Here is a 20565-nt window from a genome sequence, read left to right on the forward strand (position 1 = left end):
AACACGCCGATCGCTTGCAACTGCTTCCTAGCCCAGCTCACCCCAAAGCGGCTCCCATAGGTCGCTCGCCAGCTCCGGGGCGGGCACTAGGACTTAGGCGGCTTTTTGCCGCACTTGTCCGAGGCATCCACATATTTCTGACCTTTCTCCATGGACGAAAGGACGCATTGCCATTGTTCCAGGGTGCGCTCCATCTGGGTCATGTGGCAGCTGCCAATCAGGCGCTCGCGGTCCCGTTCGTAGGTTTTGGCCTCGACGATGTAACGCTTCATCACGTTCTTGCAGATGGCGATGCGCTCCTCCGTTTCGGAGTTTTCCGGCGCTTGAGGCGAGCAGGCGGCGGTGATGAAGGGTAGGGCGAAGATGGCGAACAGGGTGAGAGTGGATTTCATGGAGACTCCTGGGTTGTCCGTATCCAACCCATTGCCTATGCCAATCCAATGCCAGAAAGTTTGTTATCTAAATCATTTGATTGGATTTTTATGTCGCGCGGTTTCGGGTCTTATGACTCAGTTGTGCTGCGGGAAATCCCGAGTAGAAAGTGTACCGCTGCGACTCGCGCCCCATGCCGAAAATATCGCTCCAGGAAAGAGCGCTCGGTGGTTAGGAATCGGGTGTTTCCCCAAGCATACGTCACGGCTTCCTGGCGCACACCAGAACGGTCAGACAATCCATCTGATTGCATGGGTCCCTGAACTCGCTGTGCACGCCTGAATAACTGCTCTGGGTCGCCTTAGTGGTTTTCAGGGGTTTGACTGAAATGTCAGTCCAGCCATGACGCTCGAGGGCTTCACGGTATTGATACGGGCGCTTGCGATTGGGAATGCCGCGAAACCAAAAGAGGTCGTAAAGGAATTTGGGGTATCGGTAAATGTTGTTGGGATCTTTCTCTCGAATCCAGCGCGAGTGGGTCTGAAGATCGATGTCCAAAACGACGACTGCCCCCGGCTTACAGACCTCACTCAATTGGGCGATGGTCGTGTCGATGTCGTCGAAATGCTCGAAGGCCGCGAGGCTGAATACCAAGTCTATCGACGCTTTACCAAAGGCGGCAATCAAGTCGAAATCCGGTCGAACCACGTAGTTCAGTTTGGAAGGCTTTCCCGCTTTTTGAGTGGCTAGTTCCCGCTTGAGAAACTCCACGTCCGTGTCGGGCTCAGTGGCTTTCAACTTGTGGAATAAAGCTTCGTAGAAGGAATCCGGAGCACTTGTAGCCAGGTTGTTGACGTCACAGGCGTTATATTGGGCGCAGCCTTTGGCGAGAAGGGTGAGGCCGATACCGAGGTCCGACCCCGGGCCCAGTTCCAATATGTTCTTGCCTGCCACTGAATAGGATCCGTTTGAGTAACCGTCCAAGTTGCGCAGCCAATCATTGACCGCTCTAAAGTCGTAGTTGATGCATTTCTCTGTGTCTGAAAGATCGAACGGCTTGGGCGTTGAGTAGCCGCGCAAAAAATTCTTGGCTTTTGCCAAGGTCAAAAAGCCGATTCCGGCCGCAAAGAAAAATGAATCTCTCAAGGACATGTTGTGTTCTCGGTGGGTGGCAGTTCCGGGTTTTTGTTGCGGCGCTAGCACGATCCAAGCGCCATGAGTGTCTGCCGGAATCAGGGTACTGAATTTCCGTGCCACTGTGGAAGTCTGCAGGAGGCTGACTCGCATGAGGCTACGATGCTGCGCTAGATGTGTCAAACTCAGGCGAATCTTTACTTCGGCGTGGTGTGAGTCTCCGCCTGCGGCGCAGACTGAATTCCAGCGTGACGGCGCGACGACATTTTGCAGGTGCCGTCTGCTAGAATGCCTCATCCTGTTGCCCCAAGTAATGCGCTGATCTTCATCTAAATCTCCGACATGGGCGACGCTCCTTCCTGGTCTGTGGCAGCCGATCGGCGCTTCCGCCGCCTGCTGCTGCTGTCGGTCGTGGTGCATCTGCTACTGCTGGTGGTGTTCATTGGCCAGCGCGGTCAGCAGCAGCCCGGCACTAAGGGTTCCGGGCAGCGTTCCCCCTTAGAGATCACCTTGTCGAAGCCGAAGGCTGCGGTTTCGCCACCGCAGCCCGTGGCTCCCAAGCCGGTTCCCAAAGCGGCGCCGCAGGAGCCTGTCAAGACCAAGCCGCCGCGCAAGCAGCCGGATCGTCTGGCGGTTCGAAAGCCGAATCGTCCGCCCCAGCGGCCATCGAAGCCCAGGGAGCCTGAAGTCCCGGAGTTTCGGGACGATTTCGCCGAGCGTTCACGCACTTATTCCCGCCAAACCCCCGAATTGATCGCAAACGGTTCAAATGGGCCGGCGGGCGATGGCGGGCTGGGTATCTCGCCGGGCTCCATCGCGAACATCAACCCCAGGATCGTCTATCCCCGGCAGGCGCAGATGCGCGGGCATCAGGGCGTGGTCGTGGTGTTGATTCACATCGGCACCGACGGCAGCGCACAACGTGTCGAATTGCTGCGCAGCAGCGGCTATCCGGAACTGGATGAACAGGTGCTGGGGGCGGTGCAGCACTGGCGCTTCATTCCGCCCCGGCGCGGGCACATGCCAGTGGAGAGCGTGTTCAAGCACACAGTGGTATTCGGTGCCGAAGAGCGCATCGACGACTTCGAGCACCATTGGCGCGAGATCAGGTTGCTGCCGGCTTCCTGAATCCCGCACGGTGAGGATGAGCGCGGCTTATTGCCGGCGGCCCTTATTCTGCGGCAGGTAGCTCGCCTTGGCCGACACGGTCACGGGTGGTCCCAATTCCTGTACCGCCTGCTCGATCGTTGCGTAAAGCTCCGGGGTCCATTCCGGCAGATCCGGATCGTCCGGATTCAGCGGCAGTTCGCGCGGATCGTTGGGCGCGATGACTACCCGGATGTTCTCCCGGCCGGTATGTGCGGCGAGCACGAACAACTGCTCGATGGCCTCGTCGCCCATAGCCAGGCAGCCAATGGAGACGGCGCGGCCGTGAATGAAGATGTCGGAGCCGGGGTTGCTTCGTCCCTCAAGCTGAGCGTGGTAAAGATCGAACTCGTTGGGGTAGTTCAGCTTCATGGACAGGTGGTAATTGCTGTTGGGGTTGAAGCTGACAATCTGGTAGATGCCTTCGGGAACCTGGCGGTCACCCTGGCGCAGTTTGGGACCTTTAACGCCGCTCGCGGCCTGGATGTCGTAATCGCGCACATGGCGAAACGGTCCGTCGTTGCGCGCCCACAGTTCCAGGCGCTTTTCTCGCTTGAGCGCGAGCAGGGTGATTTCCCTGGGCGGATAGCTCAGGCCCGCCTTGGCGAACTCGGGCAACAGCTGGTTTCGCACATAGGGCCCGTAATCGAACAGCACGTCCTCGACCGTGCGCTGACCCGGCTCCAGATAGCGGGGAAAGTAGGGCATTTTGGGCACGGCTCTGGGAACCTTGGTCAAGTACTGCTTGTTCTGGTTTTTGGCCGGGCTGACCGGCTTGGTGGTCGTGCATGCGGCCAGTACGAGTGCGACGCCCACGGCCAGGGCGGATTTCAAAGGCGACATATCGCTCACCGAAGTTCAGTGTTCCATGAATGCGGAGCCAGGGTCTATTCTACTGTATGGGGAGACTGATCCAAGCAGGCTCTCTTGATATTTCCATCGCGCCGTCACGGGTCAGTTCCGCATCACCTGATGACCGTTCAACCAGCCTTCGAGGGGACCTCATGAGTTTAGCAGGGACGAGGAGATGCTTGGCCCTGCGGTACCGGGGGACGGCATGAGCCCGTCCTCCGTTCCGAACAAGCGCCGCCATGTCCGCCAGCGCGTACAGCAGGATGGCGAGGTCCGCCTCCCAGGGGGGAGGAGCCTGGCTTGCGAGATCTGCGATTTCTGCGCGGGCGGCGTATTTCTGAGACTCAAGCCGGGCTTGCGCTTTGACGCACAGCGGGATGTCCGTGTGACGGTGCAGTTTCCCCCGACTGACGACGGACACCGTTTCCAATTGGCGGGGCGTGTTGCCCATGTCACCGACCAGGGGCTCGGAATAGCCTTTCTTGAGGCGCCGCCACCGGATGCCCTGGCAGCCCTGCGAGACAAAGCGGCGGTACGCGCCCCGGGACGGGCCGCCGTGATGGAGGGCGGAGAGTCGGAAATCCAACTGGGAGCGGTCGGCAGGATTTGCCGGCAGGCCCTGGAGGTGCAACTGAGCCCCGTGCTCGCGGATTTTTTCGCTGACGTGGACTCCGTGTTGCTGGATGCGGCAGAGCACGCCGGAACCAATGCCGAGCAGGCCACCTACTTCGAGGCCATGAGCCTCCTCAAAGCGCACCGCGGGGAAATTGAGCAGCGCTTCTCACATCATGTGCTGCAGCAGGCGGAAACCTTCGAAATCCCGCCGTCAGAACCCTGCGCTGGAGGCGATGGAGGCCAACTTGGCTTGGTGGACAGTGACGCGTTCGAAGACTGGTTGAACGTCAATGAGGAAATTGCCAGGGTCGAGAACCAGCACCTGCCGGAACTGCGCCGCATGGAGCAGCGCTTTACCTGGCTGGCGCATCGGGAGATCAACCGCCGCAACAACCCCTATGGCCCCTGCGTGATCGAACATGCATTCCGTTCCGCGCTCAGCGATCTGCAACTGGACAATGCCCCCAAGCGGCTGATCTACGGGGTTTTCGGGCATGTACTCGACCCGCGGCTGGGCGATCTCTACCAACGTTTGGATGAAATCACCGGCCGACTGGTGCCCGTCGCCCGCAGAACGCTGATTGCCGGCCGACGGTCGCCTTCCGCGGGCACTGGATCTGCCGGGGAGGCTGTGACCGAAGATGCACCCTCGCAGCCGCTTGAGGCCTCGCCCGACGGCTGGCCCACCCCATATGCCGCAGCCGGGGCCCTGCTGCAGCTGTGCGCTCAGTCGCATCCGTCCCTTTCGGCGGGAGTGCAGCCTGCTTCGCGCGAGACGGCTAACGTGATCAAGGCGCTGCGGCGTCTGCAGGCGCGCAAGGCGGCCCAACGGGTGGACTACTTGCAGATCCCGAGAATCGAGGCGGAACTGACGCAGGATTTAGCGTCCGCGCCCGCACCGCTGCTCCTGGGCGAGGTCGAGCGGCAAACCATCGAGACCCTCGGCACATTGCTGGACAGCGTGGTGGCGCAGGATTGGATACCTGCCGGCATCCGGCCCTATTTCCAGGAGCTGCAGATTCCCTTGCTGGAAGCTGCCCTGGCGGACGGCAGCCTGATCCACGGGGAATCGCATCCGGCGCGGGACGTGGTAAACCTGATGGACCGCCTGGCGCTGGCGACCAACGCCAGGGGCGAACTGGAGAGCCCCCCGCTTCGGCAAGCGCTCGAGGACCTGTCCGCACGCATCGCGCGCGAGGCGGCGGATAATCCTGGCGTGTTCCAGGAGGCCAAGGCTCAGTTGGAAAAGCTCACCGCACCGCTGCTCAAGGCCCGGGCCAGGCAGTTGGCCCGCGTGCAGGAAACTTGCGAGGCCAAAGGCCGCCTGGAAGCGGCGCGCAATGCGGTGAACGAAGCCGTAGACGCGAGGATTGCCGGTCGGGTGGTCCCCGCTGTCGTCCTGCAGTTGCTTGATGCGGGATGGCGTCAGTTGCTGGTGCTTGCGGCTTTGCGCGAAGGTCCCGGGATGCAAAACTGGTTGTCGCTGCTGGAAGTACTGGATCGGCTGCTGCTCTGGCTGGCGCCCGAGAATGCGGGCAAGGCCATCCCGGCCCTGGAGGCACACCGCTTGATCGGTTCGGTGGACGAAGCCTTGTCCAGGGTCTGCCCGGAACCCCTTATCCGAAATCGCATCGGCCTGGAGCTCACGGCGGTGCTCCTGGGCAAGAGTGGCACCGGTGAACGCAAGCCCGCCGAACGGGTCACGGTGCCGGACAGCTCCAGACAGGATGGAATGGCCGCTGTCGTTGAGGAATCACCGCCATTGCCTGGATTCCGGGTGGGAGACTGGCTCGAATTCGCAGCCGCGCTGGGGGTGAAGACGCCGCTTCGCCTGGGATGGATCGGGGAGGTTCCGCCCCGCTACGTGTTCACCGATTACCAGGGACACAAGGAACTGGAACTCAGCGGCAGGCAACTGTCCCAGTACCTAAGGGATGGTCAGGCCAGTATCGGCGAGGATCGCGAACTCCCGCTCCTGGAGCGGGCCGCCAGCCGCCTGGTGCAGACCATGCAGGAAAAGCTGCGGTTTCAGGCCAGCCACGACGCCGTGACCGGCCTCATCAACCGACGTGAATTCATCCGCCAACTGCCCGCCAGGCTCAGCCAGAATGGCCCCGGAGTGGCTTTTCACTTGCTGTGCATGCTTCATTTGTCGCAGCTTCGGGTCATCAACAACCTGTGCGGCGTGGAAGCCGGGGACCGTCTGTTGAAGGAGATTTGCGTCATCCTGCGTGCCAGCTTCAAGGGCGATCATCTGCTGGCGCGGCTGGGCGACAGCAGTTTCGGCATGCTGTTCCGCTCCGATTCCGAGGAAGCCAGCCGCCACACGGGGGAAGCCTTGTTGCAAGCGATTGCCGACCATCATTTCCGCTGGGGCGAACACCATTTCACCCTGGCCGCGAGTCTCGGGATGGCCATGGTGCCCGGCGCCGGCGGAGACCCTGAGGCGCTCTTGAAGAACGCCGACGCCGCGTGCATGGCGGCCCGCGAGCAAGGCCCCAACCGGCTGCAGATCTATGCGGAAGGCGACAGATCGCTGGAGGCGCGCCGTCAGGTGATGGAATGGGCGGGCCGTTTCGACAGCGTGCTGGCCCAGGAGCGCTTGAGCGCACGGTGTCAGAAAATTGCCCCGATATTCCCGGAGCGCGATCCGCACACCCATTACGAAGTGCTCCTCGGTGTCCAGGACGCCAGTGGCCAGCCCCTCTCGCCATATGAATTCGTGGTGGCGGCGGAGCACTGGAACCGCGCGTCCGAGATCGACCGCTGGCAGGTGCGGACCACGTTTGCCTGGATCCGTGGACATGCCGAGGTTTTTGCGGGGCTGGGCGGGTTTTCCATCAACCTCTCCGGGCAGTCGCTGAACAGCGAGAGCTTTCTGGATTTCCTGCATGAAGAGCTGGCCCGGCGGGATGTGCCGGCGGACAAGATCACCTTCGAGATCACCGAGACCGCAGCCGTGTCGGAATTCGGCCGCGCCGGCAGGTTCATCCGGCAGATACGCCGGCACGGCTGCCGGTTTTCCCTGGACGATTTCGGCAGCGGGTTCTCCTCCTATTCCTACCTGAAGAACCTGGAAGTGGATTACCTGAAGATCGATGGCTCCTTCGTGCGTGACCTGGCGGAAAGCGCGACGGACTACGCCCTGGTAAAATCCATGAACGACATCGCCCATTCCCTCGGAATAAAGACCATCGCCGAATACGTCGAGAGCGAGTCTATCTTGTACAAGTTGCGCGAGATTGGGGTCGATTATGCCCAAGGCTACGCCGTGCAGAAACCGGTGCCCATGGCTGAGTTGGAAACGTGCGTTTGAGAGAGACGGACGGCGCGCGCGGGGCAGGGCCTCCCTGTCACGGGCGGCTGGCGTTTTTTCAATACCGTGTAAAAATTGGTTAAAACAGATGCTTGGAATCGTCCGCTGGCTTAACATGCCTGCCGGCCATCACGGCTGCTGTAGTAGCCTGGCGTAATACCGCGAAACGATGACCTGAGAGAGCGTTCCCTTGGCCATTCCGTCACAACAGATCGAATCCACCCTGAGTCCGCCACCCCCACCCGCGGCGCCGCCAGCAGACGGCTATACGCGATTCGCCGAATTCCTGGTGACCAAGGGAAAGGCGCGGGAGGCGGAGATCGGCCGCACACGGCGCCTGTCCGCGCAAACCGACGACCAACCCTTGCCGGGACTGCTGGTGAAGCTCGGTGTGGTGTCCGAACGCGACGTGGCCGATGCCCTGGTGGAAACCAGCGGATTACCGCCGGTCGTAGCCGGTGAGTACCCGGACACCTCGCCCTTGCCGGAGACGGTAGCCACGCGTTTTCTGAAGGAAAACCGGGTGGTGGGGCTGGCGGCCCACGATGACTGGTTCGAGGTCGCGGTGGCCGATCCCTTCGATCAGGCGGTTCTGGATGCGCTGACGCTGGCCTGCGACCGTCCGGTGAAGGCGCGCGTCGGCCTGCCTTCAGAGATCGAGCGCGCTATCGAACAGCAGATGGGCGCCGGCAAATCCCTGATGGGCCAGCTGGTGGACAACTTCGGCAGCGACGAGGAGATCGACGAGGCCGATGTGGAGCACCTCAAGGATCTGGCCAGCGAGGCGCCGGTGATCCGCATGGTGAACCTGATCATGCAGCGCGCCGTGGAGGCGAGGGCCTCGGATATCCATGTGGAGCCCTTCGAGGAGCGCTTGAAGGTGCGCTTTCGCGTGGATGGCGTCCTCAAGGAGGTCGAGGCGCCGCCGGTGCGCTCCACCGCAGCGGTCATCTCGCGCATCAAGATCATGGCCAAGCTCAACATCGCCGAGCGCCGCCTACCCCAGGATGGGCGCATCAAGCTGCAGGTGCAGGGCAAGGAACTGGACTTGCGCGTATCCACCGTTCCGACGATGTACGGCGAGAGTGTGGTCATCCGTCTGCTGCACAAGGAAAGCATCAAGTTTGATTTCAATGCCCTGGGCTTCGAGGGCGAGGCGCTCAACCGTTTCCTGAATGTGCTGGAGACACCCCACGGCATCATCCTGATCACGGGGCCCACAGGCAGCGGCAAGAGCACCACCCTGTATACCGCGCTGCACAAGATCAATACGCCGGAACGCAAGATCATCACCGTGGAAGACCCGGTGGAATACCAGTTGGAAGGCGTCAACCAGATCCAGACCAAGCCGCAGATCGGCCTCACCTTCGCCAGCGCCCTGCGATCGATCGTTCGACAGGACCCGGACGTGATCATGATCGGCGAGATGCGCGACCTGGAAACCGCGCGCATCGCTGTGCAGTCAGCCCTGACCGGCCATCTGGTGCTATCGACCCTGCACACCAACGACGCCGCCGGCGGCGTGACCCGTCTCATGGATATGGGATTGGAGGACTACCTGATCACCTCGACGGTGAATGGCATCCTGGGCCAGCGCCTGGTGCGCAAGCTCTGTCCCCATTGCCGCGAGACCTATCCGGCGCTGCCCGAGGTGGTGGAGGAGATGCGCCTTCGGCGCTTCACCCGCGAGCGCGAGGTGCTGCTGTACAAGGCGGTGGGCTGTGACCAGTGCGATCACCTGGGCTACCGGGGCCGGCTCTGTATCCACGAATTCCTGATCATGAGCGACGATATTCGCCGCCTGGTTATGAGCCATGCCCAGGCCCGGTTGATCGAGGAGCAGGCTCTCAAGGAGGGCATGTTCACCATGTACGAGGACGGCCTGCGCAAAGCCGTGCTGGGCCAGACCACCATCGAGGAAGTGATGCGCGTCACTTCGGACACGTAAACATGCCCCTTTATTTCTACAAAGCCGTCAACCGCGAGGGCGAATCCGTCGAGGAACAGCGCGAGGCGCCCGACGAGGGTGCCCTGCTCGCGGCCCTGCAGAGCGAGGGCCTTTTACCCATCCGCATCGCGCCCGCATCCTCCAAGCCGTTTGCCTGGCTGCGCATGGGACGGGGGCGCAGCGGCATCTCGCGCAAGGACATCGCCCTGTTCACCCACGAATTGCTGACCCTGCTGCAGGCAGGACTGCCCCTGGACCGTGCTTTGACGGTGCTCGTGGAACTCACCGAGTCCCAGCCGCCGCTCAACGCCATGATCGCGCGGGTGCTCGAACAAGTGAAGGGCGGCAAGCAGCTTTCCGATGCGCTGGGTGCGCAGACCGGGGTGTTCACGCGCTTTTATCTCAATCTGATCCGGGCGGGAGAAGCGGGCGGAGCACTGGAGCAGGTGCTGGAACGTCTGGCGGACTATCTGGAGCGCTCCCGCGAATTGCGCGAGACCGTGACCACGGCCATGGTGTATCCGGCGATCCTGGTCACCATGTCGGCGCTTTCCCTGTTGCTGCTGCTGACTTTCGTGGTGCCGCAGTTCAACGAGATGTTCGAAAGCGCCGGCAAGGAACTGCCGATACCCACCCAGATCGTCATCGGCGTGGCCGAGGGACTGCGCGATTTCTGGTGGGCGCTGCCTCTGGTGTTCATGGCGGTGGTCAGCTATTTTCGCTACCAGATGGCCGATCCCGACCGCCGCTATGTCTGGGACCAGCGATTTCTGGCCATTCCCCTGGTGGGCGACCTGATCCGCAAGGTCGAGGTGGCCAATTTTGCCCGCACCCTGGCAACCCTGATGGGTAATGGCGTGTCCTTGTTGACGGCGCTGACCATAGTCAAGGAAACTCTCAATAACCGCGTGGTGGTGGAAAAGATCGGCCATGCGGCGGAAAGTCTCAAGGAGGGCGGCGGGCTGTCGGCGCCCCTGGTGGATTCCGGCCTGTTCCCCACCCTGGCGGTGCAGATGGTGAAGCTGGGGGAAGAGTCTGGACACCTGACCGAGATGCTGGAAAAGGTGGCCGTGACCTACGACAAGGAGGTGAAAACCGCGGTGCAACGCCTTCTGGCCCTGCTCGAGCCGATACTCATCGTGGGCCTTGGCATCGTCATCGGCGGCATCATCATCTCCATCCTGATGGCCATACTCAGCGTCAATGACCTGGCCTTCTAGCTTACCGTCCGCCTTCCGTTTCAACCGCTTCCATCCTGAAGAAATCCGAGTCATGCAAACCGAAAAGCGCACAAACCGTCATTCCCGCGGCTTTACCCTGATCGAACTCCTGGTGGTGCTCGCCATCATCGGCCTTCTGGCAGGCCTGGTGGGGCCACAGGTGATGAAGCATCTGGGCGAATCCAAGACCAAGGCAGCCAAGCTGCAGATCGAGGAACTGGCCTCCGCTTTGGACATGTACCGTATCGACGTGGGCCGCTATCCCGGCAGCGACGAAGGCCTGGACGCCTTGATCGAAGCGCCCAGCAGCGCAAGGACCTGGAATGGGCCTTATCTGCGCAAGAAGAAAGTGCCCACGGACCCCTGGAACAACCTGTATCACTACACTGCGCCCGGCGAGCATGGCAAATTCGACCTGTTCACCCTGGGCGCCGATAATGCTGAGGGCGGGACCGGCGAAGACCAGGACGTGGCGAGCTGGGAGTAAACCGCACAACGCCTCCGCACCACCATGCCCAGTCCGAGGGCGCTGCGGCGCCCAGATGTTTCCCGCGCCGCCGGTGTCAGGCGCGCGGGGGGGTTCACACTGGTCGAGCTGATGGTGGTGCTGGTGGTGGCGGCACTGCTGGCGGGCGTGGCGGTTCCCAACATGATGCCGGCCATTGACGCCATGCGCATGCGAGCCGCCGCCGGCGACATTGCCTCGGCCCTGCGCTATGTGCGTGGCCAGGCTCTCAGCCGGGGGCGGGAAGCGACCTTCTTTCTGGACGTGGAAAAGCATTACTATCGCGTCAGCGGCCGGCAAAAGAACTTTGGTCTGCCGTCCTCGATCAAGCTGGAGTTGTTCACTGCCGAGCATGAACTGCAAGGCGAGGGTGGCGGCAGCATCCGATTCTACCCGGACGGCTCCGCCACCGGGGGGCGCGTGACCCTGGTGGCCGGCAACAAGAAGAATCTGATCGACGTGAACTGGCTGACTGGCGCCATCGTTCTGCGCGAAGACGCCGAAGCCTCCGAGTAACCGATGTACCCTCCCGTGGTTTCCCTCTGCCGCAAGTCACCCTTGCATACCCATGCCCGAACCGGCGGTGGTGAGCGAGGCTTTTCGCTGCTCGAAATACTGGTCGCCTTCGCTGTGTTGGCGCTGACCCTGGGGGTGCTGTTGCGCATTTTTGGCGGCGGGGTGCGCTCGGTCGCGCTCGCCGACGAACATGCCCAGGCGGTTTTGTTCGCCCAGTCGCTGCTGGACCAGGTCGGCCTGGAAACACCGGTCATACCGGGCGAAACCCGCGGCGAACTGGATGAAACCTATCGCTGGGTGCTGCGCATCGAGCCTTTCGTCGGCGAGCAACTGCCCCTGCCGGACTCCATGCCGGCCAAACCCTACTGGGTGGTGGCCCAGGTGGAGTGGGGCGAGGACCGGGATTATCACGAGTTCAGCCTGGGTACGCTGCGTCTCGCCAGCGACTCCCATGGTTTGGGCGGGCGCATGCGATGAGCGGGAACCGGGCCGCCCAGGCAGGCTTCACCCTCATGGAAGTGTTGATCGCCGCCACCCTGCTCGCGGTGATGATGACCTTGATCCTGGGGAGCCTGCGTATCGGCGTGGACAGCTGGAGCACGGGGGAGCGGCGTTCGGCGAGCACCAGCCGCATGCTGGTCACCTCCAACTTTCTGCGCACCCACCTCAGCGCCGTCCTGCCGCTGTTCCTGCCACCCTCGAAGGGCAAGCTCGGCAGCGATGCGACAGGGCTTCGTCCCCAGTTCCTGTTTCGCGGAGAACAAGGCTGGCTTCAATATGCGGGCACCTTGCCGCCACAGGTCCTGGGTGGCATGTACCGCTTTGACCTGCATTGGGTGCAGTCGAACGAGCGTTCCGAACTCAGGCTGACCATTTGGCCGCTGTCGCCCAGCGACGCCGGCAAGGTCCAGGATCCCATAGATGATGTCACCATCCTGGAGAATGTTGAAAGCTTTGCCATCAGCTATTTCAAGCTGAACGAACTCGAAGGCAGGAGTGAGTGGCTCAAGGAATGGAACGAGGAAAACATGCCCGCGCTGGTCCGCATCGAAATCACGGTGGCGGGCGAGGAAGCCTGGCCGCCCCTGGTGATCGCGCCGCGTCCGGAGGTGCGGCGATGATGGCCGGGCGGCGCATGCCGGTTCGGGGCGTGGCGCTGGTGGCTGTGCTGTGGGCAGTCACCCTGTTTTCCATTATGGCTGGCAGTTTCTCCCTGACCTTGCAGCGCGACAGCGGGCTGCTCACCACGGTGCAGGGGCGCGCACAGGGCATGTCACTGGCCGACGCCGCCGTGCACTACGCGATGCTGATGCAGAGTCTCCCCGATCCGAAGCTGCGCTGGCGCAGCGACGGCACGCCCTATCAGGTGCATCTTCCGGGGGGCATGGTGCGCGTGCGGCTGTTGGACGAAGGCGGCAAAATCGATATCAATGCCGCCCAGGAAGCCACCCTGGTGGCGCTGCTCACGCGCTTCACCGGTGGCCCCGACGAAGCCGCCGCGCTGTCGGATGCGATTCTGGACTGGCGCGATCCTGATGACCTCACCCGCAATCGCGGTGCCGAGTCCAAGGAGTACGAAGCCGCGGGCAAGGGCTACGGCCCCACCAACCGCAATTTTCAGGCTCTGGAGGAGTTGCAATTGGTGCGCGGGATGACCCCGGCTCTTTTCCGGCGTCTGGAGCCCTTGTTCACCCTTTATACCGGCCAGGACGGCATCAACCCTGCCAAGGCGAGCCGCGAGGCGCTCATGGCCCTGCCGGGCCTGGAGCCATCCATCGTGGATCAGTATCTGGAAATGCGGCGCACGACGCCGCCGAACACCCCGTTGCCACCGCTCCCGGTGCAGCCCAATGGCATTCGCCTGCAGGCAGTTGGCGACATGGCTTATACTGTGCTAGCAGAATCAAGGTTGCCGGAAGGAGAGGTTTTTGGAGTGCGCGCCGTGATCAAGCGGCAGCGCGGACGGGGCGGAGCGCCTTTTGCCATCATGGCATGGAAACCGCTGAATCTGGAACGGCCAGATCCCAATGCGCCGGGGATTCAGCCAATCAACTGACTCATTCATGCTCAAACTGGATACACAAGTCAACCTGGACGTGGCCAAGTTTTTCCGCTGGTGGGGCGGAGAACTGGCGTTCCTGATTCCCGAAAGGCTCCGCAAGATCCTCATTCGCCGGCGTCCGCGCCTGTTTCTGCGCATGGCGGGCGAAGGCGTCGCTTGCACCCTGATCGACGAGACGGGTGCGCGCGAGATGGGCGAATTCCTGCTGGACGACGCCGGTTCACAGCAGCGGGAAGCCTTGTTCAGCGGGAACGTCGAACTGGAGGACGCCGAGGTGATTCTGCTGCTGCTGCCGGAGCAATCCCTGCGCAAGTCGATGAAGCTGCCGTTCGCGGCGGAAGAGAACCTCATGCAGGTGCTCGCCTTCGAGATGGACAGGCTGACACCGTTCAAGGCGGACCAGGTTTACTATGCGGCACGTGTGGCCGAGCGGCTGAACGACACCCGTCAGATCAAGGTCGAGATGGTACTCACGCCCCGCGCCAAGCTGGACCCGCTGATGGAGGAACTGACCGCTGCCGGTTGGCGTCCGATCCGTGTCGACGTCGGGCCCGAGCCGCTGGGCTATGACCTGCTGCCGGAGAAATACAGACCGCCCCGCAATCCCCTGCCGCAGATCCTCAACGGCGTCGCCGCCGGCATCTTTCTGCTGCTGCTGGGGGCCGTGCTGCTGTTCCCCATCGCCATGAACAAAGGCATGGTCGAGCAACTGCAACGGGAGATGAAGGCCACCAGCAAAGTGGCAGCGGAAGTCGAATCGCTGAAGAACGATGCGGAAAAGCTGGTTCACGAAAATGGTTTCCTGCAGCGCAAGAAGCAGAACGAGCCGGCCATGGTGGACATGCTGGAGGAGATGACCAAGGTGACGCCAGACCAGACCTGGCTCAATGGGCTCCAGTACCGCGATCGCAAGGTGGTCATCCAGGGGCAGTCGCCCACCGCCTCCAGTTTGATCGAGCGCTTCGAGGCTTCACCCTATTTCAAGAACACCAGCTTTGTCTCGCCGGTCACCAAGGACGTGGCGAGCGGGCAGGAGCGGTTTCAGATCGCCACCGAGGTAGTGAATGGAAGAATTCCTGAAAAGGCGGCCGAGTAACTCGCGCCTGGCGGCGGTCGGGCTGCTGGTGGCGGTGCTGGTCGTGCTGTACCTGGTGGTGTTCATGCCGTTTTTCTCGGTGGAGTCTGAATACGGCGATACCATCGATGACCTGCAATTCCGTCTGCAGCGCTTCCGCCGTGTCGCCGCAGAGAAGGATTACTGGCTGAATCGGCTGGACGAGATCAAGAAGGCGAGTCAGCAGGAGGAGCGCTTTATCTCGAGGGACACTGCCGCGCTGGCTTCCGCCGATCTGCAGTCCATGATCAAGGACGCGGTGACGGGCGCGGGAGGCGAATTGATCAGTACCCAGGTGATCCCCGAACGCAAGGAAGAGCAGTTCACGCGCATCGCGGTGAAGGTACGCATGACCGGCAGCACCCAGGTACTGCGGGATGTGCTGTACGGCTTCGAAACGCGCAAGCCTGTCCTGTTCATCGAGAATCTGAATCTGAGGCCCATCCGCATCATCCAGCCGGTAGGGCCGGGGCGCAAGCCGGGCCGCGTGGCGGACAAGCTGAGCGTGGATTTCGACGTGGTCGGTTACATGCGGGCGGGCTGAGGCATGGGGAAACTCTATCGAGACTACGGTCCTGCCCTCGTGATGCTGGGCGCCAGCCTGGTGCTGGTGCTGGTGCTGCTGGTGGAATGGCTGTATTTCCAGGGACAACGTTCGGATCTGAAGGCCCGGCTGGCGGTGAAGGAATCCGTCAATCCCCAGGGCGCAGAGTCTCCCGCCATCGACAATAGCCTCCCCAGCCTCGAGCAATATGCCGAAATGATACAGCGGCCTTTGTTCATGGAGGGGCGGCGTCCGCCCCCGGAGGAGGAGCAGCCAGCGGCCGAGGAAGCTCCGGCGGAGCAGCTGCCGCTCAATTTGAAGCTGATGGGTGTGGTATTCACGCCCAAGGAAAAGACAGCGCTGTTCGTGGACGAGAAGGGTAAATACCGGCGCGTGCGCAAGAACAATCTGGTGGATGGCTGGAAGCTCCAGGAAGTGCGTGAGGATCGGGTGGTGATGACCCAGGGCAGCGACCAGAAGGAACTGCCCCTGCTCAAGCCGAAACCCAAGGTTGCGCCGCCTCCAGGCCAGAAGCCGCCGAGCGGCAAGGCACAGATCAGGGGTCCCGGGCAGCCGCCGCCGGAAGATGCGGACGGTTCCGATCAGACTGGCAATGACGAGGCCGATAATTCCGACGACGGTAGCGGCGAAGAGAATACTGACGACAGTAGCGAAGTGGATGAGGGTAGCGATGAGCAAGAAGAATAAGCCGGGTTGGATATCCATGCGCCGGTCCGGGCATGGCGCGATCGCGGCAGCGGTCCTGCTCGCGCTGGGGACCACGGGTTGCGAGTACATGGGGGCCTTCTCCAAGCCTTACCGGCCACCGGATTCGGTGAAGATTCAACCGGTTAAGGAAGAGCCGAAGTCGGCGGACGAGGATGTCTCCAAAGTCCAGAAGCCAAGGGAAAAGGAATACTATCCCGCTCGGGGGCGCACTTATGGTTCTCCCGGTGAAGCGGAGCGGAGTTACGGATCAGCGGAGAGCGGCGAATCGACTGTCCTGGGCGGCGGCCGTGGCCGCCCCGAGCGCGAAGGCAAGTACACGCTGAATTTCGATGACGCCGACCTGGGCGAGGTATCCAAGGTCATACTCGGCGATACCTTGAAGGTCAATTACGTGCTGAGCCCCAAGGTGGCGGGCAAGGTGAGCCTTCAGACCGCCCGTCCCCTGGCCGACGACGAACTGATCCCCACCCTGGAAATGCTGCTGCGCATGAACGGCGCGGTGCTCATCAAGGAAGGTTCGCTGTACAAGATTGAACCCGAGGTGGTCGGCACCATCAACGCGCCGGGGGCGCGGCTGGGGCTTTCCGGTGATTTGCCGCCCGGCTATCAGTTGCGGGTGGTGCCTCTGCGCTATGTCAGCGTGCAGGAAATGCAGAAGGTGATCGAGCCGCTGATGCCGCCCAAGTCCGTGATCCGGGCCGATGAGGTGCGCAACCTGCTGCTGCTCGCGGGCAGTTCCGACGAGTTGGCCAGCGTCATGGACACCATCCGCATCTTCGACGTGGACTTCATGCGCGGCATGTCGGTCGCCATTTTTCCATTGAAGAACGTGGATGCGGCGACGATATCCGGCGAACTGGAGAGTCTGCTGGGCAGCGGCAGTAAGGGGCCCATGGCGGGCATGCTGCGCCTTTTGCCCATCGAGAGGCTGAACGCAGTGATGGCGGTGAGCCCGCAGCCCCGTTATCTGGATGAAGTGGAAACCTGGGTGGAGCGCCTGGATCGTTACACTACGGACAAGAGCGGCAATATGCATGTCTACCGGGTGCAGAACGTGGATGCCCTGGAATTGGCCAATACCCTGGGCCAAATCTTCGGCGCTGGAGGCCGCTCTGGCGGTCCGCGCGCATCGGTGGCCCCGGGCATGAGCGGCGCATCCATTGGCAGCGGATCCTTTGGTTCCGGAAGCGGCTCCTTCGGTTCAGGTAGCGGAGGGATCGGGAGTGGCAGTGGTTCGTCTTTCGGCGGCAGCAGCAGTTCATTCGGCGGGGGAAGCGGTTCTTTCGGTGGCAGCGGTGGCGGCTTTTCGGATAGCGGTGACAGCTTCGGCTCCGATGGCGGATCCAGTTCCTCCTTTGGTGGTTCGTCTTCCTCTACCTCGGGTAGCGGTTTTGGTTCCAGCAGCACCGGTTCCAGCCGGGGCGGCTTCGGCAGCAGCAGTTCCTCCTCCGGCGGGGGATTTGGCGGCGGCGGATTCGGTAGCGGAGGCGGTAGCGGCAGCGCGGGCCGCCGCGCCGGTGGACGCGGGGGGGCCGCGGCCATGGACCTGGGCAACAACATCCGCGTGGTGGCCGACCCGGCCAATAATGCCCTCATCATTTTCGCCAAACCGGCGGATTACAAGGAGATCGAGTCCGTCATCAAAGAACTGGATGTCATGCCCATGCAGGTGCTCATTGACGCGACCGTGGTGGAAGTGGCGCTGACCGGTGATCTGCAGTACGGCTTGAAATGGTATTTCGAACAGGGCGAATCTGGCTGGGCTCAGGGAAGCGAAATTGGGGCCATTGCCACAGCGGCTGCCGGTGGCTTTACCTACTCGCTGGTGAATGCTTCGAAGAATATTAGAGTCCAGCTAAATCTGCTGGCGAAAGACAACAAGATCAATATTCTGTCATCGCCTTCTCTGATGGTGCTCAACAACCAGGAGGCTCAGATCAACGTGGGCGATAAGGTGCCAACGCCTACGGCCACGGCAAGTAACGTACTGCCAGGGGCCACGACCACGACATTGACCAGTACTCTTCAATATCAGGAAAGCGGCACATCGTTGCGCATCAAGCCGAGGGTCAATGCCGGCGGACTGGTGATCATGGACGTGATGCAGGAAATTAGCACGCCGTCCAAGGTGCAGGTCAACGGCGTCGATACGTTTCAGTTTGCGCAACGCAAGATTCACAGTTCCGTGGCGGTGCCGAACGGCGAGGCGCTCGCATTGGGGGGCCTCATTCAGGACAAGGAGTCCGACGATGTCAGTGGCATTCCGATTTTGTCCAAGATTCCCTATATCGGTTGGTTGTTCAGTACGACAGTTAAGCGCAAGGAGCGCACGGAACTGGTGGTTCTGATCACCCCGCGTACCCTGGAGAGGCGCTCCGACGGCACTCGGGTTACCAACGAATTCAGACGGCGCCTGACCGGCTTCGGCGACTTGGAAGGTAGCAGTCAGCCAGCGCCGGGATACTCGCGCTGATACCATAGCCCGATATAAGGCATTCGCCACGGGTCCCCGTGGCGGCCTTGCCGCTGACGGCACTGGAGTCCGATGGAGCACCGCGAAGGCAAAAAAGCCGGCTTTCTGCCCCTCTGCGTCGGCGCGGTGGGGGTCGTGTACGGCGACGTCGGCACCAGTCCGCTGTACACGCTCAAGGAGGTCTTCTACGGCCCCCACGCCCTGGCGGTGTCTCCCGCGAATGTTTACGGCGTCCTGTCCCTGATCTTCTGGGCGCTGATGAGCGTCATCTCCCTCAAGTACATCTCTTTTGTCATGCGTGCCGACAATCGGGGAGAAGGGGGCATCATGGCCCTCATCGCCCTGGCCCTGCGCCACCGGCACCGCCGCGCGCAGCGTAACTTGATCGGCTTGATCGGCCTGTTCGGGACCGCCCTGTTCTATGGAGACGGCCTGATCACGCCGGCCATTTCCGTGCTCAGCGCCGTGGAAGGCCTGAATGTGGCTGCTCCCGCGCTGAGTCACTTCGTGGTGCCCCTGGCTGTGCTGATCCTGTTCGGGCTCTTTTACATCCAGAGCAAGGGGACTGCCAAAGTCGGCGCCTTCTTCGGACCGGTGATGATCGTTTGGTTCCTGTGTTTGTACCTGCTGGGATGGAACAGCCTGCAGCAGGACGAGCATATCTGGTGGGCGCTGGACCCGCGTTACGGCCTGCATTTTTTCATGGAGAACCAGTGGCACGGCTTTCTGGCGCTGGGAACGGTGGTGCTGGCGATCACCGGTGCCGAGGCGCTGTATGCCGACATGGGGCACTTCGGGCGCAATCCGATCCGCTTTTCCTGGTTCGTGCTGGTGTTTCCGGCACTGGTGGTCAATTACATGGGGCAGGGCGCCTTGATTCTGCGCGACCCGGGGGCCATTCAAAATCCCTTTTACCTGCTGGTGCCGTCCTGGGGGCTTTATCCCATGATCGGGCTGTCGACGCTGGCCACCGTGATTGCCTCCCAGGCAGTGATTTCCGGTGCCTTTTCCATCACGCGGCAGGCCATACAACTGGATTATTTGCCGCGCCAGCGCCTGGTGCATACCTCCACTTCGGAGATCGGGCAGATCTTCGTGCCCTCGGTGAACGGCTTTCTGATGGTGGGCGTGATCGGGCTGGTGATCGGCTTCGGCAGTTCCTCCAACCTGGCTTCGGCTTATGGCATCGCCGTGACCGGGGCGATGACTATCGACACCCTGCTCGCCTCGGTCATCGCCCTGGATGTCTGGCACTGGAAGCCCCTTGCCGTGGCCTCGTTGATGGGTTCCTTCGCCCTGGTGGACTTGGCCTTTCTGGCGGCCAATGTGCCCAAGATTCCCCACGGCGGCTGGTTTCCCTTGTTAACGGGAGCCGTGCTCTTTCTTGCCATGCATGCCTGGCGGCGCGGCAGGGAACTCCTGATGCAGCACCTGCAGCGCGCCGCGATTTCACTGACGGTGTTTCTCGACACGATACGCAGCATGCCGCCCATCCGTGTGCCGGGAACCGCCGTGTTCATGACTTCGCGTCATCTGAGCCTGCCCTTTCCGCTGCTGCAGAATTTCTCCAACAACAAGGTGCTGCATGAAACCGTCATCCTGATGACGGTGAATGTGGAGGACGTGCCGTACCTTTCCTTCGAGTCACGGCTGGACGTGGAGGACCTCGGCCAGGGCTTCTATCGCATAACCGTCAACTACGGTTTCATGCAGCATCCGGACATACCCAGGGCGCTCAATCTGGCGGTGCGGCGCGGCCTGCCGGTGGAATTGAGCGAGGCCATCTATTTCATCGGGCGCGAATCCCTGATTCTAACCCGCGAGCCGGACATGCATCCCTGGCTGGCGCGGCTGTTCATTTCCATGTTCCGCAATGCCGTCAGCCCAAGGTCTTTCTTCAAGATCCCGACGGCGAGCGTGATGGAACTGGGGGTGTGGGTCGAGATATGACGGGCGCGTCTGCCTCATCAGGCCTGACGCTTCATGTCGGGACAATGTCCACGAGAAAAGGCGGCCTGA

Annotated in this window: 17 protein-coding genes; 14 read left to right on the forward strand and 3 right to left on the reverse strand. The window is 61.9% G+C overall.

The genetic code is table 11. From position 1 onward, the window contains the following. Positions 1-86: 86 nt before the first annotated feature. Together EK23_RS09290 and EK23_RS09295 are read right to left on the reverse strand one after the other, a co-directional pair. On the reverse strand, positions 87-392 hold the full coding sequence (locus tag EK23_RS09290; RefSeq protein WP_045225069.1) for a hypothetical protein: 306 nt from the start codon (positions 390-392) through the stop codon (positions 87-89). Positions 393-633: 241 nt separating this feature from the next. Then, a complete protein-coding gene (locus tag EK23_RS09295; RefSeq protein ID WP_045225070.1) occupies positions 634-1524 on the reverse strand; it encodes a class I SAM-dependent methyltransferase in 891 nt (296 codons plus the stop codon). Positions 1525-1848: 324 nt separating this feature from the next. On the opposite strand from EK23_RS09295, the gene EK23_RS09300 reads away from it, so the two are divergent. Next, a complete protein-coding gene (locus tag EK23_RS09300; RefSeq protein WP_045225071.1) occupies positions 1849-2634 on the forward strand; it encodes an energy transducer TonB in 786 nt (261 codons plus the stop codon). 27 nt (positions 2635-2661) lie between these two features. Here the strand turns inward: EK23_RS09300 and EK23_RS09305 are convergent, their stop codons facing one another. Further along, positions 2662-3495 (reverse strand): L,D-transpeptidase family protein, encoded by an 834-nt coding sequence (locus EK23_RS09305; RefSeq protein WP_045225072.1) that lies wholly within the window; start codon positions 3493-3495, stop codon positions 2662-2664. Positions 3496-3709: 214 nt separating this feature from the next. Between EK23_RS09305 and EK23_RS09315 the strand changes: the two genes are divergently transcribed. The 13 genes from EK23_RS09315 to EK23_RS09375 all read left to right on the forward strand — a co-directional run bounded on the left by EK23_RS09315 (position 3710) and on the right by EK23_RS09375 (position 20496). Then, positions 3710-7435 carry a DUF1631 family protein gene (locus EK23_RS09315; RefSeq protein ID WP_158002480.1) on the forward strand — a complete coding sequence of 1242 codons (3726 nt, stop codon included), beginning with the start codon at positions 3710-3712 and terminating at the stop codon, positions 7433-7435. A gap of 223 nt (positions 7436-7658) precedes the next feature. After that, on the forward strand, positions 7659-9383 hold the full coding sequence (gspE, locus tag EK23_RS09320; RefSeq protein ID WP_200892134.1) for a type II secretion system ATPase GspE: 1725 nt from the start codon (positions 7659-7661) through the stop codon (positions 9381-9383). Between the two features lie 2 nt (positions 9384-9385). Next, entirely contained in the window at positions 9386-10603 is a 1218-nt protein-coding gene (locus EK23_RS09325) for a type II secretion system F family protein (protein WP_045225075.1), read from the forward strand. 52 nt (positions 10604-10655) lie between these two features. Continuing rightward, entirely contained in the window at positions 10656-11090 is a 435-nt protein-coding gene (gene gspG, locus EK23_RS09330; protein WP_045225076.1) for a type II secretion system major pseudopilin GspG, read from the forward strand. Between the two features lie 24 nt (positions 11091-11114). Continuing rightward, positions 11115-11624 carry a GspH/FimT family protein gene (locus tag EK23_RS09335; protein WP_045225077.1) on the forward strand — a complete coding sequence of 170 codons (510 nt, stop codon included), beginning with the start codon at positions 11115-11117 and terminating at the stop codon, positions 11622-11624. Positions 11625-11627: 3 nt separating this feature from the next. After that, the gene (locus EK23_RS09340) at positions 11628-12101 is read left to right on the forward strand and encodes a type IV pilus modification PilV family protein (protein WP_145998612.1); all 474 of its coding nucleotides are present in this window, start codon (positions 11628-11630) and stop codon (positions 12099-12101) included. Beyond that, on the forward strand, positions 12098-12745 hold the full coding sequence (locus EK23_RS09345; protein WP_045225078.1) for a prepilin-type N-terminal cleavage/methylation domain-containing protein: 648 nt from the start codon (positions 12098-12100) through the stop codon (positions 12743-12745). The genes EK23_RS09340 and EK23_RS09345 overlap by 4 nt, the downstream gene beginning before the upstream one ends. Continuing rightward, a complete protein-coding gene (locus EK23_RS09350) occupies positions 12742-13680 on the forward strand; it encodes a type II secretion system minor pseudopilin (protein WP_052808070.1) in 939 nt (312 codons plus the stop codon). Before EK23_RS09345 ends, EK23_RS09350 begins: the two co-directional genes overlap by 4 nt. A gap of 7 nt (positions 13681-13687) precedes the next feature. Beyond that, the gene (locus tag EK23_RS09355; protein WP_045225079.1) at positions 13688-14782 is read left to right on the forward strand and encodes a PilN domain-containing protein; all 1095 of its coding nucleotides are present in this window, start codon (positions 13688-13690) and stop codon (positions 14780-14782) included. After that, the gene (gene gspM / locus EK23_RS09360; RefSeq protein ID WP_045225080.1) at positions 14751-15344 is read left to right on the forward strand and encodes a type II secretion system protein GspM; all 594 of its coding nucleotides are present in this window, start codon (positions 14751-14753) and stop codon (positions 15342-15344) included. Before EK23_RS09355 ends, gspM begins: the two co-directional genes overlap by 32 nt. A gap of 3 nt (positions 15345-15347) precedes the next feature. Next, positions 15348-16052 (forward strand): type II secretion system protein N, encoded by a 705-nt coding sequence (locus EK23_RS09365; protein ID WP_082054069.1) that lies wholly within the window; start codon positions 15348-15350, stop codon positions 16050-16052. Continuing rightward, positions 16036-18546 (forward strand): type II secretion system secretin GspD, encoded by a 2511-nt coding sequence (gspD, locus tag EK23_RS09370; protein WP_235281973.1) that lies wholly within the window; start codon positions 16036-16038, stop codon positions 18544-18546. The genes EK23_RS09365 and gspD overlap by 17 nt, the downstream gene beginning before the upstream one ends. Before the next feature lie 72 nt (positions 18547-18618). Beyond that, a complete protein-coding gene (locus EK23_RS09375; RefSeq protein WP_045225082.1) occupies positions 18619-20496 on the forward strand; it encodes a potassium transporter Kup in 1878 nt (625 codons plus the stop codon). Positions 20497-20565: the final 69 nt, after the last annotated feature.

Source organism: Methyloterricola oryzae (assembly GCF_000934725.1).
GTDB lineage: Bacteria > Pseudomonadota > Gammaproteobacteria > Methylococcales > Methylococcaceae > Methyloterricola > Methyloterricola oryzae.